Source organism: Acidocella aminolytica 101 = DSM 11237 (genome assembly GCF_900129125.1).
In the GTDB taxonomy this organism is placed as follows: Bacteria; Pseudomonadota; Alphaproteobacteria; order Acetobacterales; family Acetobacteraceae; genus Acidocella; species Acidocella aminolytica.
In genome coordinates this window covers 92,926-107,960 of the sequence record NZ_FQVJ01000002.1, presented here as the reverse complement: position 1 = coordinate 107,960, position 15,035 = coordinate 92,926, and the positions used below count along the sequence as shown (strand labels likewise).

The window sequence follows — 15,035 nt, the reverse complement described above, 5'->3', positions numbered from 1 at the left end:
AAAATGTGTCCCGCACCGCCAAATAATCTGTTGGGTGAACTTAAAACAGCCGGTCGATGACTTCCTCACCGATACCGAACCCCGCGCCCATTTCCAACGCGCGGCCAAAGCCGGAATTGAGGAAATTGCCCAGAATGCCACCGCTCTGCTGCTGCGGATACGCCGGATAAGCTGGCTGCGGCGCGTAGCCTGGCGCGTTCCCCCATGGGGACGGCTGGGCCTGATTTGCGACGAAGCCATGCAATGCCTGCAGCAGGTTCGCCACCTGATTTTGTTCCGCCTGGATCGCCAAGGCGATGCTCTTCAAATCCAGGAACCACTCCCTGGCATTCTGATCCCCAGCTTGGCTCGCGGCTTGCAGCTTACGGGCCAGGGTTTGCAATTCCGTTATGGTCTGCTGTGCCTGGGACTGAAGCTGATTATATTGATTATCAATGGTCTGGATGTCCATTTAACCCTCCTTCTACCGGCGAGGATATAAGCCGTTTAAGGTGACATATCGACCGGCGACAGCACCCTAAGCGGCTCTTGTTGCAATAAATAACGAAAGAGGGCCTGCGCTCCCTTGCCTTAAGCCGCCATTCTGGCAACGTGCGCCGCCGCACAAGCCTCACCGAACGCCTGGAACAAGCGCAACCGGTCAGGGAAATGGATTGCCTCCCATTCGGGATGCCACTGCACCGCGATGGCAAAGCTTCTCGCCGCCTCAACCCGTACAGCCTCAATGGTGCCATCCGGCGCAACAGCCTCCACCACCAAGCCCGGAGCCAGTTGGTCGATCGCCTGACCGTGTAGGGAATTTACCTGAATGCTAGATGCTCCTGAAATGCGCGCAAGTTCCCCAGAAAGCTGAACCTCATGCTGCAGCCTGAAACGGAATTCATTGTCTCCCTCCCCGGAACGGTGGTCCATCCGGTCGGGGAGTTTATGGACCTCCTGGAACAATGTACCACCAAGGGCAATATTGAGTTCCTGCATCCCACGGCAAATGCCGAGCATGGGGATGCCGCGCTCCAGGGCTGCGCGTATCATGGGGATGGTCGTGGCGTCCCGGTCCATATCGTGTTCGTCCGGCGTTGCGTCATAATCAGCGCCGTAGAGTGTCGGCATGATATTGGAGGGAGACCCGTTGAACAGGATTCCGTCCACACGCTCCAGCAAAGGCAGCATCCGCTCGCCTTCCGGCGGAATCAGGACCGGTACGGCATTGGCGCCTTGGATTAGAGCCTGGCTATAACGCGCAGGGGTTGCGTGCTGGATGTAGCCTGAAATCAGTTTCGTACAGGCCGGAATTCCGACCAATATGGGATTTTGCATTGCTTGTTCACTCCGATACCCTGAATTCTAGCCGTGGGCGATATTTCGCGGCAACCAAGGCGATTGCAGCGCAGACCAGCATTACAAGCGCCATGGGGCGTGCTGTGCCATCGGCCAGAACACCAACCCCAAGCCCAGCAATGGCACCGCCGCCATATTGCAGCGTCCCGAGCAGCGCCGCGGCTGAACCGGCATGGGCCTGGTGGCGGGAAAGTGCCCCGACCATGCAGCAAGGAAGCAACAAGCCAAACGCCGCCTCACAAAGTAGCAAGCCCCCCGCCAAGGGCAAACCGCCTTTGGGAAACACCGCCAGCGCAACCAGCAGAACAGCGCAAAGCATCTGCCAGACCACCATCGCGGTAATCACCGGCGCGATGCCAAAGCGACTCACCAAAATGGGGTTGAGTTGGCTGTAACCAATGTAAGCCATTGAATTCAATCCAAAAAATATAGCATATTGCGTGCTCGACCATCCAAAGGAGCCCTCAAAAATCTGTGGCGAACCGCTGAGATAAGCGAAGAGACAGGCGGCTACGCAGGCATTGATAACCGCATGGGACAGAAACGCTGGCTCACGAAAAATATCGACATACCGGGCCAGAACCCTAACGGCGCCAACCCTAGAGCGTTTCTCGGACGGCAGCGTATCGGGTAAATACACCCACGCAAATCCCAGCGCGACAACACCATACAATGTGCAAAGCCCGAATATGAAACGCCAGCTGGCGAACATCACGCAAACAGCGCCAAGCATCGGCGCGCAAATTGGCGCCACCCCCATCGCCAGCATCAATTTGGACATTAATTTGGCCGCTGCCGGGCCATCAGCTAAATCCCGTACCACCGCCCGGGGGATCACCACGCCGGCAGACGCCCCTAACGCGGCCAGGAACCGGAACACAACGAGGGATGACGTACTCCAGCTCGCAACACATCCCAAAGAAGCGAAAATATAGAGCACCAGCCCCGCCAATAGCGGTGTACGGCGGCCGAGCGCGTCGGATAAAGCGCCTTGTGTCATTTGGCCAATCGCCAGCCCCAGGAAGTAAGACGCGAGGGAATATTGGGGCGCGGCCTGATTATGAAGATCTTGCGCCAAAGCCGGAAAGGCGGGCAGATACATATCCGTGGAAACCGGCCCCACCGCGATAAGAAATCCCAGCAGAATCGGCAATGTAGGCGTAATTTGTTGGCGCATCAGCCAGATTTAACTGTCCCTCCGGGGGCGTGATAGCCACTTAACAGCATTGGTGCATTGCCAGAGCGGATATCTGCGGATTCAGTCTTTTGCGCTGCAAGTCTCTGGTGTAGGGCAGCATTATGACACGCATTACCTCTCTGAGCCGCAAGACAAACGAGACCGACATTATCGTCACCGTCAATCTGGACGGTACCGGTAAGACAGACATCGATACCGGGGTCGGTTTCTTCGATCATATGCTGGAGGCTTTCGGGCGCCATGGGTTATTCGACCTGAGCGTTATCGCCAAAGGAGACGTGCATATCGACGCCCACCACACTGTTGAAGATGTGGGGATCGTACTTGGCCAGACCATTGCCAATGCGTTGGGTGATAAGCGTGGCATTCAACGTTTTGGCCAAGCGGCCGTTCCAATGGATGAAGCGTTGGTGGAGGCGGTTATCGACCTGTCCGGCCGCGCGTATGTTGCGTGGGGCGTGAATTTTGAGCGCCCAATGCTGGGCGAGATGGACACGCAGCTTGTGGAAGAGTTTTTTCGTGCCTTTGCAGGAAATGGGTTTTTTAACCTGCATGTCAGACAGCTTGCCGGGCATAATGCCCACCACGTTGCAGAAGCCAGCTTTAAGGCCGTCGCCAGGGCGTTGCGGGCTGCCGTGGCACCGGAGCCGCGTATCGCAGGGCAAATTCCGTCCACCAAGGGTACGTTATGAGCCTTCGGGTCGCCGTTATCGATTATAAGAGCGGCAATCTCGCCTCGGCGGCCAGGGGGTTGCAACTCGCGGCCTCTCGGAATGGCATCGCTGCGGATGTCTTTATCACGTCGCGCCCTGAAGAACTGAGGCAGGCGGACAAAATTGTTTTGCCGGGCCAAGGCTCCTTTGCTGATTGCGCCGCCGGTCTTGCAGGGGTGGACGGGCTGGAAGCCGCCTTGATGGAACGTGTTGAAGCTGGCGCGCCTTTCCTGGGCATCTGCGTCGGTATGCAGCTGATGGCTGAACAAGGGTTGGAGCATGGTATAACCCCCGGCTTTGGCTGGATTCATGGCGAGATTTCCAAGATCCCCGCAAGCACGCAGCGCCTGCCCCATATGGGGTGGAACGAGCTTCACTTTGAACCGGGGCGCCACAAACTGCTCGATGGTTTGAAGCCTGGAGACCATACTTATTTCGTCCATTCTTACGCGTTGTCCGGCGGGTGGCCTGAGGAAATTCTGGCAACCACGGATTATGGCACAGAGATTGTCGCCATGGTCGCAAAGGGAAACCGTGCGGGCACGCAGTTCCATGTTGAAAAGAGCCAGGAGGTTGGCCTGACGATCCTGGGCAATTTCCTGTCTTGGTCCCCTTGATCCGCCGCGCCTGACGCGCGATGAGGCAGGCGTGAAACAGGCTCTTCCTACCCCTACCAGCATAACGGCCGAACTTGTTGAGACCTTTGCTGATGAGAACGACGTCCATGCTCTGGCTGAAGCGGCAACAGCAGCGGTTTTGGACGGAGGCGGCTTTGGCTGGATAAAGCCCCCCACCGCCGCGGCTGTGGAACAGTATTATCGTGGCGTGCCCCTGGTGCCTGAACGCGAACTTATCGTTGGCCGGATGGATGGCGTGATTTATGGCGCTGCCCAACTGCAAATGCCCTCACGCAATAACGAGGCGCAGTCTTTCGCCGTGCAGTTGATGCATCACTTCGTCGCCCCTTACGCACGCGGACATGGGCTTGCGCGGTTGATTCTAAGAAAATCGGAAGAGCGGGCAAAGTCTCTTGGGTTCCACGTGCTCAATCTGGATGTGCGATCGACCCAAAAAGGTGCCATATCACTCTATGAGGCTGAAGGTTTTGTGCATTGGGGTACACACCCCGCCTATGCCCGCGTGAAAGGACAGCTTATCTCCGGCCATTTCTTCTATAAGGCGCTGAAATGACTCTAACCCTCTACCCTGCCATTGATCTAAAAGACGGGAATTGCGTTCGGCTGCTGCGCGGTGAGATGGATCAGGCCACCGTTTTTGGAACGGATCCTGGCGCGCAGGCTGCGGCATGGCAGGCAGCGGGGTTTGGATGGATTCATGTCGTGGATCTTAACGGCGCCTTCGCGGGCCGCACCGTAAACCAAGAAGCCGTGAAAGGCATTCTTTCGTCCGTCTCCGTTCCCGTGCAACTTGGCGGCGGACTACGGGACATGGCGGGCATTGAAAGTTGGCTTGAGGCTGGAATCACCCGCGTGATTTTAGGTTCCGCCGCAGCCAAGAACCCTGCTTTGGTGAAAGAGGCGGCGAAGGCGTTTCCGGGTAGGGTTGCCGTTGGCATCGACGCCAAGGGCGGCATGGTGGCAACAGAAGGTTGGGCGGAGACCTCCGACATCGCCGCGACGGACCTTGCCCGGCGCTTCGAAGATGCCGGCATAGCCGCCATCATCTACACGGACATCGCCCGTGATGGCATGAAGACCGGCCTTAACCTGGATGAGACAACCGCCCTAGCGAAAGCGGTTTCCGTGCCCGTGATTGCCTCTGGCGGCGTGGCTTCGGTCGCTGATATCATCGCGCTCAAAGCGGCTTCTGCTGCGCAGTCCAATTTGAATGGCTCTATTCTCGGCCGCGCCCTCTATGATGGTAGCCTGAACCCGAAGGAGGCATTAGCCGCATGTTGAAGCTGCGTGTTATTCCTTGTCTCGACGTCAAAGACGGGCGGGTTGTGAAGGGGGTAAATTTCGTCTCTCTGCGGGACGCCGGAGACCCCGTGGAGCAGGCCGCGTTATACGACCAAGCGGGCGCTGATGAGCTAACCTTTCTTGATATCACTGCCAGTTCCGATAATCGCGATACGATTCTGGACGTGGTTCACCGCACGGCTGAAAAGGTTTTTCTGCCGCTTACCGTAGGGGGTGGTATCCGTAGCGTGCAGGATATGCGCCGCTTGCTACTGGCTGGTGCGGATAAATGCTCTGTCAACTCCGCCGCTATCTCTCGCCCGGAGCTCATTTCCGAAGCGGCGGAGAAGTTTGGTAGCCAATGCGTTGTGGTGGCCATCGATGCACGGCAAACCGCCCCCGGCAAATGGGAAGTATTCTCCCATGGCGGACGCACGCCAACTGGGCTGGATGTGTTGCAATGGGCCAAACAAATGGAAGAGCGGGGGGCCGGTGAGATCTTGCTGACATCCATGGATCGGGACGGAACCGGCCAGGGCTTTGATTTGGAGTTATTGCGCTTCGTGTGCGGGGCAGTGAAACTCCCTGTTGTTGCATCCGGTGGGGTTGGTGAGTTGCGGCATTTCGTTGAAGGCGCACAGGCTGGTGCCACCGGCTTGCTGGCCGCAAGCGTCTTTCATTTCGGCCAATTCAGCATCGCACAGGTCAAACAGGCATTAGCTGAGGCCCGCTTGCCGGTGCGGCTTGCACGCGCGATATAGCAGCAGTTCCAAGGAGTCTGATTGCGAATCATGGCAAAGAAAACGGCCAAAACCCCCATTGCTGCGCCTAAGAAAAAACCCGCCGCCAAAAAAGCCACGACGACGCGCCGGACTATTTCTGTCCCGCCGCCGGTTCATGAAGCGCCGGATGCACGTGTGCTGGATAGACTTTGGGGAACCGTGCTCTCGCGCGCGTCCGCCAACCCAAATGAGAGCCATTCAGCGCGACTGCTCTCCCGTGGGACTGAGAAGGTTGCGCAGAAATTCGGCGAAGAATCTGTGGAATGTGTGATCGAGGCCGTCGCCAGGAACAAAACCGCCCTGATAGGCGAGAGCGCCGATGTACTCTACCACTTGATGGTGCTCTGGGTTGATGCCGGTTTGCGCCCCGAGGAAGTCTGGACAGAATTGACCCGGCGCGAGGGCATGAGCGGCATTGCCGAGAAAGCTTCCCGCAAACAAGCTCTCCCTGGTTTTCCGACCAAAAAAATCCCGTGAGCAGGTGGCAGCCATGAACTATGATGACAAAAACATCTTTGCGAAGATTCTCCGCGGCGAAATTCCCACCAAAACCGTCTATGAAGATGAATATGCCCTCGCCTTCCCAGATATTAACCCTCAAGCACCCGTGCATATTCTTGTCATCCCCAAAGGCCGCTATGTTTCCGCCGCCGATTTCGGCGCAACAGCCAGCCCTGAGGAGATCACGGGATTCTATCGGGCTGTTTCGCATGTGGCAAAGCAACTGGGCGTAGAAGATAGCGGCTACAGAATCATCTGCAATATCGGCCCTGACAGTCAACAGATGGTGCCGCATTTCCACGTGCACATCCTGGGTGGCCACAAAATGGGCCATGTTCTCGCACCTTCGGACTGAATAAGATCAAGAAGGCAGGGGTCAGGCAGAAAACTGAATAACCTCCCGTACCAAGGGATATATCTCATTTTCCCAACGTCGGCCTGAGAACACGCCGTAATGTCCAACACCGGTTTGAACGTGATGGCGCTTTAGCACTGGCCGAAGATTGGAACACAAATCCAACGCCGCGGCGGTTTGGCCAAGCCCGCATATATCGTCACGCTCCCCTTCTACCGTGAACAAGAAGGTCTTACGAATAGCCGAGGGGCGAACTGGTTTGCCCTTATAGGTCAGTTCACCAACCGCCAGTTGATGCTGCATGAAAATCTTCTCGACCGTTTCCAGGTAAAACTCGGCTGGCAAATCCATAACCGCGAGGTATTCATCGTAAAAATTGCGATGCGCCTCGGCTGACGATCCATCCTGCACCGCCAGATTTCTATATTGGCGCATATGGGCACTGATATGCTTGTCGAGATTCATCGAGACAAACGCGGTTAATTGCATAAATCCTGGATAAACGCGCCTGCCGCCCCCTTTATAGCGCCAAGGCACAATGCCAATCATCTTTTCTTCAAACCAATCAATTTTTTTGGTTTTAGCTAAAACATTGACGTGGGTTGGATTACGGCGAGTATCGATCGGCCCGGCCATCAACGTCATGCTGCGCGGCGTTGCGGCGTCATCCTCTTCAGCCATTACCGATACGGCGGCCAAAACGGCCACAGTTGGCTGGCACACGCCAACGATATGGCTGCGCGGCCCCAGAACGCGAATAAAATCAATCACATGCTCGACATATTCATCAAACCCAAAGCGGCCCGCAGATACAGGCACATCGCGGGCATTGGCCCAGTCCGTGACGAAAACATCATGGTCGCGCAGCAAAACTTCGATTGTATGCCTCAGCAAGGTGGAGAAATGCCCGGATAGCGGCGCGACCACCAAAACCTTAGGTTGCTTCCGATCACTATCTTTTTTGAAGTGCAGCAGATTTGCGAAAGGAGTGGAGTGGACCACCTCCTCCGTCACAGGTACTAAACTGTTCCCTATTGGGACACCTTTGATCCGATAGCTGGGCCGCTGATGGGAGGTTCCCGAATGGCCAAACACTTCCAGGGCCGCGTTGAAGTGACGAAGAAAGATACCATAAGGAGTCTGAGGCGTTACAATACGCAATAAGCGACTGGTATTGCGAGCTATTGTCCGCAACGGGTCAACAAAGTCCGCCTGCGCCTGGTAGATCTGATAAAGCATGACTAAATCTTAACCCTAAGCCCCCTGCAAGTCCCCAAAAATATCACAACGCTCCAAAAGTCATCAATTCGTTGTGCATAGAGCACTGTTTTGATAAACTTGGGGTGATTTCCAAAAAATGAAAGGGTGAACATGACCGAAGCGACCCTGTTAATAAGCAGTAAGAATTATTCTTCTTGGTCACTTCGGGGTTTTCTACTCGCCAAAATTTCCGGCATCACTTTCAAGGAAGAGCGCGTTTCTCCGGATGACCCGCGCGCTAAGGAAGAGTTGTTGATGCGCACGTCATCAATCCTTGTTCCTTGTCTTCTTCATGGCGATATCAGCATCTGGGATACGATCGCCATTGCCGAATATCTCAATGAAAAATTCCCCGAGGTTGGAATGTTGCCGCGCGATCCGCACGCTCGCGCGCGCTGCCGTTCAATTTCCGGTGAAATGCATTCCGGCTTTGCCGCGTTACGCTCTTCGCTGCCGATGAATTTGCGGTTCCGTAAGCCCGGTTTTACCGTATGGTCATCTGCTCAGGCTGATATTGACCGTATCACCTCGATTTGGCGGGACTGCTTAAGCACATGGAAAGGCCCATTTTTATTTGGGCGGATGCCAACAATCGCGGATTGCATGTATGCCCCCGTTGTTACGCGCTTCCAGTCTTACGACGTCAACGTTGGCCCTCTATGCCAGGAATATTGCAACACCATCCTCTCCTGGTCACCCATGAAGGAATGGATATCCGAGGCGAAAGAAGAACCTCAAGAGATCATCGAACTCGACTTGGATTTCTAAGGTCCGGGAGGCTGGCTTTACCTGGGCACCGGAGCCATGCGCCACCTCAATAATCTAAGCCGTTTTCCATGGCGTTGGGTTGGGTACCACACAAGGCCCATCAACATCGACAGTGCCAAATGCCGCCGGTGACGTTATTTCAAGATATTCCATATCAGGAGAATAATCGAACAGATAATGGGTAATTCCCGGCTGCTGGTGGACACAATCGCCAGCGGAGACAAGATGTTCCTTGTCTCTATACATAAAGCGCGCCCAGCCTTTCGTCATATAAACAATATGGAACTCAGCAACATGCTGGTGCCAGCCTGTCCCCGCCACGGGCGGGAAATCTGGGTTGGCTTTGACAAGTTGAGCAATGACGCGGCCACCAGTTGCATCAGCTACACCAAGGTCCCGATAAAAGAAGAAGTTTCTCAACCCATCTGTGCGCCAGCCAGTATCCTCCGGTTTGATATGGGAGAAAAGATTCACAAACGGCGGTTCAAGCATTGGTACAATCCTTTTCTGTCCGTGGAGAAGAACGAAAGGTTGCCACAAACTATATAAAAATCACTAGACAAATTTTGCGCTGCACAAATTTATGCGAAGCGCTACTCGTCGTCCCTTTCCGCCCGAACCAGAACCTCGCGCTTACCCACATGGTTGGCCGGCGAAACCACCCCTTCTTTCTCCATCTGCTCGATCAATTTGGCCGCCCGGTTATACCCAATGGTCAAGCAGCGCTGGAGGTAGGAGGTACTTGCTTTACGATCCCGCGCAACAATGGCAACCGCTTGATCATAGAGGGCATTTTCGCCAGTCGTGTTACCGCCGATGGCCCCACCCCCGGCGGATGGGCTTTCCTCATCGTCAGAAGGTTCAGTCACCTCATCGAGATAATTCGGCTCACCCTGCTCGCGCAGATAATCGACGACCGCTTCCACCTCTTGATCTGAAACAAACGGGCCATGAACGCGGGTAACGCGACCGCCCCCCGCCATGTAAAGCAGATCGCCCTGTCCCAAAAGCTGCTCAGCACCCTGCTCACCCAAGATAGTCCGACTATCGAACTTTGAAATCACCTGGAAGGAGATACGGGTCGGGAAGTTGGCTTTAATTGTGCCCGTGATCACGTCCACAGACGGGCGCTGTGTGGCCATGATCACATGAATCCCGGCCGCGCGGGCTTTTTGAGCCAAACGCTGGACACAAATTTCAATCTCTTTACCGGCCACCAGCATCAGGTCGGCCATTTCATCGATAAACACAACAATGAAAGGCAAAGGCTCAAGCGCCAAGGGCTGTTCTTCAAAGACCGGCTTTCCGGTCTCGGAATCAAACCCAGTTTGAACCCGACGGGTGACAACTTCGCCACGGGCACGCGCTTCGTTCACACGGTCGTTATAGCCACCGATATTCCGCACAGAGAGTTGGCTCATGGCGCGATAACGGCGGTCCATCTCGCGGACAACCCATTTCAATGCCGCGACTGCCTTTGGCGGTTCCGTCACCACCGGCGTTAAGAGATGCGGAATGCCGTCATATACAGACAATTCTAGAATTTTTGGATCAATCATGATCAACCGGCATTGTTCAGGCGAAAGCTTGAACAAAAGGCTCATGATCATGGCATTCACGCCAACGGACTTACCCGAGCCTGTCGTACCCGCAATCAGCAAATGCGGCATACGCGACAGGTCGGCAATAACAGGGGCACCCGAAATATCTTTTCCCAAAGCCAAGGACAAGGCGCCAGTCTGAGCGCCCCAATTAACCGCCCCGATCAGTTCAGACAGATAAACAGTTTCCCGCCGAGCATTTGGCACCTCAATACCGATTACATTCCGTCCCGCCACAACGGCAATGCGCACCGATATGACAGAAAGCGACCGTGCTATATCTTCCGCCAATCCAACGACTCGGGCGGAGCGGATTCCGGGTGCAGGCTCAAGCTCGTAAAGCGTGACAACGGGGCCTGGTCGAATTTCGACGATCTTGCCCTGCACGCCGTAGTCTTGCAGCACCGTCTCCAGCAAACGGGCGTTATTTTGGAGTGCATCGGCACTTGGCCCCGCCTCTGCACGAGGGGGCGCTAGACGTAGCAAATCTAAGGAAGGAGGCTCCCAACCAATTTCCGGCAACGGCAATCTTTGCTGTTGCGGGGCGGAAGGTCTTGTTGCCACAGCCGGTTTAACAGTGGGCTTGCCACGCGATGGCAAAGAAGGGGCTGAGACAACCGGCTGTAAGAACTCATCATCCGCATCGGAGGCCGCGCCGCGAAGAGGCACCCAAGCCTGTGACGTGTCGTTAGATTCGATCTCGGGGGCCGAGGCTGAAACGGTCTGCAATAACGGCGCCAACCAAGAGGACATAGCTTCAGCACCGCGCTTGCCATGCTGCACAGAGGCGCTGGCCGCCAAAATGGCCCGACGCCCGCCGGTCCGCCATTCACCTGGCGTGAAACCCAAGGCAAAGCCAAAGCTGCCCAGCGCCAGCAACAAGGTTAATAGCAAAACGAGGCCGCGGCCCAGCTTACCCAAAACAGAGCTACCCGCCCCTGTAGCGAAGCCTGACAGAATATCACCCGCAGCGCCGCCAGGGCCAGCGGGAACAGGCCAAGCTAGGCTTCCGCCCGGAATAACATGGAATGCCATGGCCAAAGCAGCGGCAGTTAAGGGCATTGAAACAGCCGCCAGCACGATTCTGCCCCGTAGATGACCAATTTGACCACGAACCCCAAGACGATAGGCCCAGGCCAGCAGCACAAGAACGGGTATAAATCCAGCCATGCCAAAGGTTTGCAGCATCAAATCGGCAATCGCCGCGCCTGTCATTCCGGCGAAATTATGGACCGGCCCCGAACCTATCGTGTCAAAAGACGAATCCGCGGGATGGTATGAAACCAGCGCCAAGGCCAACGTCAAAGCGACCAGGGCAATTAGAATGGCTGATAGCTCGCCTGCCCTCCGCCGCATTTGCGCGCGAATAGCTGGAGAAATAAAACGCCGTGCTCCCAGATCGACTGCCATGCCATAAACTATAGATGGGAGCGACTGATTTTCAAAGTTTTTTACTCTTCATTCAAGCCCGCCAAAATGAGCGGCCAAAGGCCGCTCAGAGACAAATCGTACTCACTACGATTTATTAAAGTACGGCAATCGCCGCGGTCGCCTTAGTAAGCGCAGGCGCCTTGTTATCCGGCAGCGCCAGCCCCTCGGCGCGGATGAAAGTTACATCCGTCAAGCCAATGAAGTTCAGCAATGCTGTCAGATGCGCTTCCTGATGGTCCAACCCGGCCGCCGGATTTCCGGGGGTATAAAGACCACCACGGGAGGACGCGACAATGACCTTCTTACCCGCGGGCACCAACCCGACAGGCTGACCGTTCTCTCCATATTTGAATGTCTTACCCGCCACCAGCAGGCGATCGAACAGGGCCTTGAGCTGGCTGGGCACACCAAAATTATACATCGGCGCGCCGATAACGATGATAGCGGCGGCAAGCAGCGTCTCAACAAAGGCCGCGCCCCGCGCAATATCAGCCTTGGTAGCCTCGTCCTCAGGCGGATGGCCGAACATCGCGCCCACATGCGCAGAAGACAGATGCGCCAGGGGATCTGCAGCCAGATCCAGATACGACACTTCAAGCGCAGGATTCTTGGCCTTTTCATGTGCCACAATCTCAGCCGTCAACTGACGCGAAGCGGAATTACCCCCGAGAACACTCGAGTCGATTTGCCAAAGTTTCATCTTAAAGCTCCTATTAAGGGCGCGCGTTGCAGCGCGTTTCGCTGCCACAAATAAGGCTGTCACTGTCCGGCCAAAAGACTATATATAAAGATGGATACCATCTTTATTTTCGATGGATTGAAATGCTTGAAGGGGTAACATTCGACCAACTCCGCTTCTTTGTAGCGGCCGCCGAAGAAAAGAGCTTTTCTGCGGCCGGACGGCGTTTGAGCCGGGCACAATCCGTTATCAGCCAGGGCATCGCCAATCTTGAAGGGCAGTTGGGCGTTGAGCTTTTCAAGCGCGAAGGTCGCTACCCTGAACTGACCCAGGCTGGCACATTATTGCTGGGCGACGCAAAGGCAATGCTAGGCGGCATGTCGTTGATGAAGTCACGGGCGCGCGGCATGGCCGCTGGACTGGAAACGGAGCTATCCGTCGCTGTTGACGTTATGTTCCCCATGTCGATTCTCACACGCGCCGCCGCCGGCTTCGGCGAGAAATTTCCACTGACGCCGTTGCGCCTTTATGTCGAAGTTCTGGGCGGGGTGGCACAGTCGGTTCTTGATCAGCAATGCCAGATCGGTATCATGGGGAGCCTGCCCCTGTTGACCGATGACTTGCTCAGTGAACGGCTGCTGGCCGTGGAAATGGTGTTCGTGGCGGCGCCTGAGCATCCTTTGAGCCTGAAGAAGACACCTTTGACCGATTGCGATCTAGCGCAACATGTTCAACTGGTTTTAACCGACCGCACCGAACTTTCAGTCGGGCGAGAATTTCGTGTTTTATCCCCCCGCAACTGGCGGTTGGCTGATTTGGGGGCCAAACACGCTTTTTTACTAGCGGGGTTGGGATGGGGAAGCATGCCTGTTGAAATGGTCGAGCGAGACCTCAAAGAAGGACGTTTATGTGAACTACAACTTTTGGACCTGCCAAAACGCGAACAGATGACGATGTCCGCGACATATCGGATAAACGCGCCACCAGGACCGGCGGGGCGTTGGTTTGTCGAACAACTCAAATATTTTACAGGTACTATGCCCGCTTTAACGAGTCAGGATTAACCCCATGAAAACGCTGATTGTTCAGATAAAATGCGAACTAGGGCAGGCATATGATGTAGCCGCTTACATCATTGATAACGTCACCCCCTGCCATATTTACTCGATCTCAGGAGCCTATGATCTGCTGGCGATCATCAATTTGGAAGACGAGATGGACCCTGGGGTTTTTGTAACCAAACATTTGCATAAGGTACCGGGGATCAGAGACACATCCACCATGATTGCCTTCAACGCCTTTACCCCTGGAGGGCAACCCCCAGCTTAGCCACCATCAGCATCCAGTCCAGCAGCCGTAATACCAGCAACTGCCGCCGCTTCATCATTGTCCGAAGTGTCACCGGAAATACCGACGGCCCCAATCACTGACCCCGCTTGCCTGATGAGAACCCCGCCCGGCACAGGGATCAAGGACCCGCCAACGGCCGCACCAACCGCATTGATGAAATAGGGCTGCTGTTCGGCCCGCTTCATCAACGCCCTAGTTCCCAAGCCAAGGGCCAAAGCACCATTCGCTTTCCCAAGAGCAATTTCCCCACGCCTCAGAGATGTACCATCCTGGGCGATAAAAACCTTGAGAGCACCACGCGCATCCACAACAGAAATCGCCAACGGTTTCAAGCTTTGTGCTTTGCCATAGGCAAGCGCGGCAGCAAGAATTTTTTGAGCAACATCAAGAGACAGAGCCACGCTCATCCTTCCAATTCCGAATCCCAATATAAAAAGTCACGCCAGCTTTCATGCAGATAGTTTGGTGGAAAATGCCGGCCGCGTTCCTGCAGCTCAAAGCTGGTTGGGCGGCGCGGTTCTTGGCGCGGGATCATATTACAATCGCGTGGCATTTTCGAGCCTTTGCGAAGATTACAGGGCCCGCACGCTGTTACGACGTTTTCCCAACTAGTACGCCCACCCCGGGCACGAGGAATCACGTGGTCAAACGTGAGTTCTGGCGTTGCGCGGCGATGGTTGCAATACTGGCAGGTAAAGCTATCGCGCAGGAACACATTAAAGCGCGTGAAGGCTGGCGTCCGCACCGAGGGGATGAAATCCCGCAAGGCAATGACACTTGGCAGACGCATGGAAAAGCTTGGCGACCTGACTTCCTGCTCATACTCCGAGAGAACGGAAACGCGGTCCAGAAACACCGCTTTCACGGCATCCTGCCACGTCCAAGTCGACAACGGAAAATAGGATAGCGGGCGGAAATCCGCATTCAATACAAGCGCGGGGAAGTGCAACCCGCCGTCAGGCATTACTTTGCCTGCCCCACATGGGAACAAGATTTTGAGGGGCAGCCACGAAACTCTGCCACATGATGTAGGCTGTTCGAGTCATGCCAACTTTATGACAAAGACGAGCAGGGCCTACAAGCTTCATGCACCGCTTGTCGCTCATTTGTCATGTTCCGGCGACGTTTCGCACTCTCTGG

At 55.4% G+C, this 15,035-nt stretch carries 19 protein-coding genes; 10 read left to right on the top strand and 9 right to left on the bottom strand.

The window, feature by feature from the left end:
* Positions 1 to 40 precede the first annotated feature (40 nt).
* The 3 genes from BUB54_RS01620 to BUB54_RS01610 all read right to left on the bottom strand — a co-directional run bounded on the left by BUB54_RS01620 (position 41) and on the right by BUB54_RS01610 (position 2,515).
* The gene (locus BUB54_RS01620) at positions 41 to 451 is read right to left on the bottom strand and encodes a hypothetical protein (RefSeq protein WP_048877782.1); all 411 of its coding nucleotides are present in this window, start codon (positions 449 to 451) and stop codon (positions 41 to 43) included.
* Between the two features lie 119 nt (positions 452 to 570).
* Positions 571 to 1,317 carry a gamma-glutamyl-gamma-aminobutyrate hydrolase family protein gene (locus BUB54_RS01615; RefSeq protein WP_048877781.1) on the bottom strand — a complete coding sequence of 249 codons (747 nt, stop codon included), beginning with the start codon at positions 1,315 to 1,317 and terminating at the stop codon, positions 571 to 573.
* A 7-nt stretch (positions 1,318 to 1,324) separates the two neighbouring features.
* Positions 1,325 to 2,515 carry a multidrug effflux MFS transporter gene (locus BUB54_RS01610; RefSeq protein WP_048877780.1) on the bottom strand — a complete coding sequence of 397 codons (1,191 nt, stop codon included), beginning with the start codon at positions 2,513 to 2,515 and terminating at the stop codon, positions 1,325 to 1,327.
* 122 nt (positions 2,516 to 2,637) lie between these two features.
* Between BUB54_RS01610 and hisB the strand changes: the two genes are divergently transcribed.
* From hisB to BUB54_RS01575, 7 genes are read left to right on the top strand one after another with little or no spacing between them, the layout of a single operon-like run.
* Positions 2,638 to 3,228 carry an imidazoleglycerol-phosphate dehydratase HisB gene (gene hisB, locus BUB54_RS01605; RefSeq protein WP_048877779.1) on the top strand — a complete coding sequence of 197 codons (591 nt, stop codon included), beginning with the start codon at positions 2,638 to 2,640 and terminating at the stop codon, positions 3,226 to 3,228.
* Positions 3,225 to 3,866 carry an imidazole glycerol phosphate synthase subunit HisH gene (gene hisH / locus BUB54_RS01600; RefSeq protein WP_048877778.1) on the top strand — a complete coding sequence of 214 codons (642 nt, stop codon included), beginning with the start codon at positions 3,225 to 3,227 and terminating at the stop codon, positions 3,864 to 3,866. Before hisB ends, hisH begins: the two co-directional genes overlap by 4 nt.
* Positions 3,867 to 3,897: 31 nt before the next feature.
* A complete protein-coding gene (locus tag BUB54_RS01595) occupies positions 3,898 to 4,440 on the top strand; it encodes a GNAT family N-acetyltransferase (protein WP_048877777.1) in 543 nt (180 codons plus the stop codon).
* Positions 4,437 to 5,168, top strand: a complete 732-nt coding sequence (gene hisA, locus BUB54_RS01590; RefSeq protein WP_048877776.1) for a 1-(5-phosphoribosyl)-5-[(5-phosphoribosylamino)methylideneamino]imidazole-4-carboxamide isomerase — start codon at positions 4,437 to 4,439, stop codon at positions 5,166 to 5,168. The genes BUB54_RS01595 and hisA overlap by 4 nt, the downstream gene beginning before the upstream one ends.
* A complete protein-coding gene (gene hisF / locus BUB54_RS01585) occupies positions 5,162 to 5,929 on the top strand; it encodes an imidazole glycerol phosphate synthase subunit HisF (RefSeq protein WP_048877775.1) in 768 nt (255 codons plus the stop codon). The genes hisA and hisF overlap by 7 nt, the downstream gene beginning before the upstream one ends.
* A 30-nt stretch (positions 5,930 to 5,959) precedes the next feature.
* Positions 5,960 to 6,427, top strand: coding sequence for a phosphoribosyl-ATP diphosphatase (locus BUB54_RS01580; protein ID WP_048877774.1), 468 nt, complete (start codon positions 5,960 to 5,962; stop codon positions 6,425 to 6,427).
* 13 nt (positions 6,428 to 6,440) lie between these two features.
* On the top strand, positions 6,441 to 6,806 hold the full coding sequence (locus BUB54_RS01575; protein WP_048877773.1) for a histidine triad nucleotide-binding protein: 366 nt from the start codon (positions 6,441 to 6,443) through the stop codon (positions 6,804 to 6,806).
* Between the two features lie 21 nt (positions 6,807 to 6,827).
* Here BUB54_RS01575 and BUB54_RS01570 read toward each other — a convergent pair whose 3' ends face one another.
* Positions 6,828 to 8,045: a polyhydroxyalkanoate depolymerase gene (locus tag BUB54_RS01570; RefSeq protein ID WP_048877772.1), complete on the bottom strand. Its 1,218-nt coding sequence runs from the start codon at positions 8,043 to 8,045 to the stop codon at positions 6,828 to 6,830.
* 132 nt (positions 8,046 to 8,177) lie between these two features.
* On the opposite strand from BUB54_RS01570, the gene BUB54_RS01565 reads away from it, so the two are divergent.
* Positions 8,178 to 8,834, top strand: a complete 657-nt coding sequence (locus BUB54_RS01565) for a glutathione S-transferase (protein ID WP_048877771.1) — start codon at positions 8,178 to 8,180, stop codon at positions 8,832 to 8,834.
* A 54-nt stretch (positions 8,835 to 8,888) separates the two neighbouring features.
* Here BUB54_RS01565 and BUB54_RS01560 read toward each other — a convergent pair whose 3' ends face one another.
* The 3 genes from BUB54_RS01560 to BUB54_RS01550 form a co-directional block, all read right to left on the bottom strand.
* Positions 8,889 to 9,326, bottom strand: a complete 438-nt coding sequence (locus BUB54_RS01560; protein WP_048877770.1) for a cupin domain-containing protein — start codon at positions 9,324 to 9,326, stop codon at positions 8,889 to 8,891.
* Between the two features lie 101 nt (positions 9,327 to 9,427).
* Positions 9,428 to 11,845 carry a DNA translocase FtsK gene (locus BUB54_RS01555; protein ID WP_048877769.1) on the bottom strand — a complete coding sequence of 806 codons (2,418 nt, stop codon included), beginning with the start codon at positions 11,843 to 11,845 and terminating at the stop codon, positions 9,428 to 9,430.
* 115 nt (positions 11,846 to 11,960) lie between these two features.
* A complete protein-coding gene (locus tag BUB54_RS01550) occupies positions 11,961 to 12,566 on the bottom strand; it encodes an FMN-dependent NADH-azoreductase (RefSeq protein ID WP_048877768.1) in 606 nt (201 codons plus the stop codon).
* 122 nt (positions 12,567 to 12,688) lie between these two features.
* On the opposite strand from BUB54_RS01550, the gene BUB54_RS01545 reads away from it, so the two are divergent.
* Together BUB54_RS01545 and BUB54_RS01540 are read left to right on the top strand one after the other, a co-directional pair.
* Positions 12,689 to 13,609, top strand: coding sequence for a LysR family transcriptional regulator (locus BUB54_RS01545; protein ID WP_048877767.1), 921 nt, complete (start codon positions 12,689 to 12,691; stop codon positions 13,607 to 13,609).
* 4 nt (positions 13,610 to 13,613) lie between these two features.
* The gene (locus BUB54_RS01540) at positions 13,614 to 13,874 is read left to right on the top strand and encodes an Lrp/AsnC ligand binding domain-containing protein (protein ID WP_048877766.1); all 261 of its coding nucleotides are present in this window, start codon (positions 13,614 to 13,616) and stop codon (positions 13,872 to 13,874) included.
* Here the strand turns inward: BUB54_RS01540 and BUB54_RS01535 are convergent.
* Entirely contained in the window at positions 13,871 to 14,302 is a 432-nt protein-coding gene (locus BUB54_RS01535) for a GlcG/HbpS family heme-binding protein (RefSeq protein ID WP_048877765.1), read from the bottom strand. The two genes, BUB54_RS01540 and BUB54_RS01535, sit on opposite strands and share 4 nt — an antisense overlap.
* Complete coding sequence (locus BUB54_RS01530) at positions 14,299 to 14,859, bottom strand: HNH endonuclease (RefSeq protein WP_048877764.1); 561 nt, start codon at positions 14,857 to 14,859, stop codon at positions 14,299 to 14,301. The genes BUB54_RS01535 and BUB54_RS01530 overlap by 4 nt, the downstream gene beginning before the upstream one ends.
* Positions 14,860 to 15,035 lie beyond the last annotated feature (176 nt).

What these genes read in the sequence shown, in the direction of transcription:
- BUB54_RS01620 (WP_048877782.1), bottom strand. Translation starts at nt 451, where the DNA reads ATGGACATCCAGACCATTGATAATCAATATAATCAGCTTCAGTCCCAG.
- BUB54_RS01615 (WP_048877781.1), bottom strand. Translation starts at nt 1,317, where the DNA reads ATGCAAAATCCCATATTGGTCGGAATTCCGGCCTGTACGAAACTGATT.
- BUB54_RS01610 (WP_048877780.1), bottom strand. Translation starts at nt 2,515, where the DNA reads ATGCGCCAACAAATTACGCCTACATTGCCGATTCTGCTGGGATTTCTT.
- hisB (WP_048877779.1), top strand. Translation starts at nt 2,638, where the DNA reads ATGACACGCATTACCTCTCTGAGCCGCAAGACAAACGAGACCGACATT.
- hisH (WP_048877778.1), top strand. Translation starts at nt 3,225, where the DNA reads ATGAGCCTTCGGGTCGCCGTTATCGATTATAAGAGCGGCAATCTCGCC.
- hisA (WP_048877776.1), top strand. Translation starts at nt 4,437, where the DNA reads ATGACTCTAACCCTCTACCCTGCCATTGATCTAAAAGACGGGAATTGC.
- hisF (WP_048877775.1), top strand. Translation starts at nt 5,162, where the DNA reads ATGTTGAAGCTGCGTGTTATTCCTTGTCTCGACGTCAAAGACGGGCGG.
- BUB54_RS01580 (WP_048877774.1), top strand. Translation starts at nt 5,960, where the DNA reads ATGGCAAAGAAAACGGCCAAAACCCCCATTGCTGCGCCTAAGAAAAAA.
- BUB54_RS01575 (WP_048877773.1), top strand. Translation starts at nt 6,441, where the DNA reads ATGAACTATGATGACAAAAACATCTTTGCGAAGATTCTCCGCGGCGAA.
- BUB54_RS01570 (WP_048877772.1), bottom strand. Translation starts at nt 8,045, where the DNA reads ATGCTTTATCAGATCTACCAGGCGCAGGCGGACTTTGTTGACCCGTTG.
- BUB54_RS01565 (WP_048877771.1), top strand. Translation starts at nt 8,178, where the DNA reads ATGACCGAAGCGACCCTGTTAATAAGCAGTAAGAATTATTCTTCTTGG.
- BUB54_RS01560 (WP_048877770.1), bottom strand. Translation starts at nt 9,326, where the DNA reads ATGCTTGAACCGCCGTTTGTGAATCTTTTCTCCCATATCAAACCGGAG.
- BUB54_RS01555 (WP_048877769.1), bottom strand. Translation starts at nt 11,845, where the DNA reads ATGGCAGTCGATCTGGGAGCACGGCGTTTTATTTCTCCAGCTATTCGC.
- BUB54_RS01550 (WP_048877768.1), bottom strand. Translation starts at nt 12,566, where the DNA reads ATGAAACTTTGGCAAATCGACTCGAGTGTTCTCGGGGGTAATTCCGCT.
- BUB54_RS01545 (WP_048877767.1), top strand. Translation starts at nt 12,689, where the DNA reads ATGCTTGAAGGGGTAACATTCGACCAACTCCGCTTCTTTGTAGCGGCC.
- BUB54_RS01540 (WP_048877766.1), top strand. Translation starts at nt 13,614, where the DNA reads ATGAAAACGCTGATTGTTCAGATAAAATGCGAACTAGGGCAGGCATAT.
- BUB54_RS01535 (WP_048877765.1), bottom strand. Translation starts at nt 14,302, where the DNA reads ATGAGCGTGGCTCTGTCTCTTGATGTTGCTCAAAAAATTCTTGCTGCC.
- BUB54_RS01530 (WP_048877764.1), bottom strand. Translation starts at nt 14,859, where the DNA reads ATGCCTGACGGCGGGTTGCACTTCCCCGCGCTTGTATTGAATGCGGAT.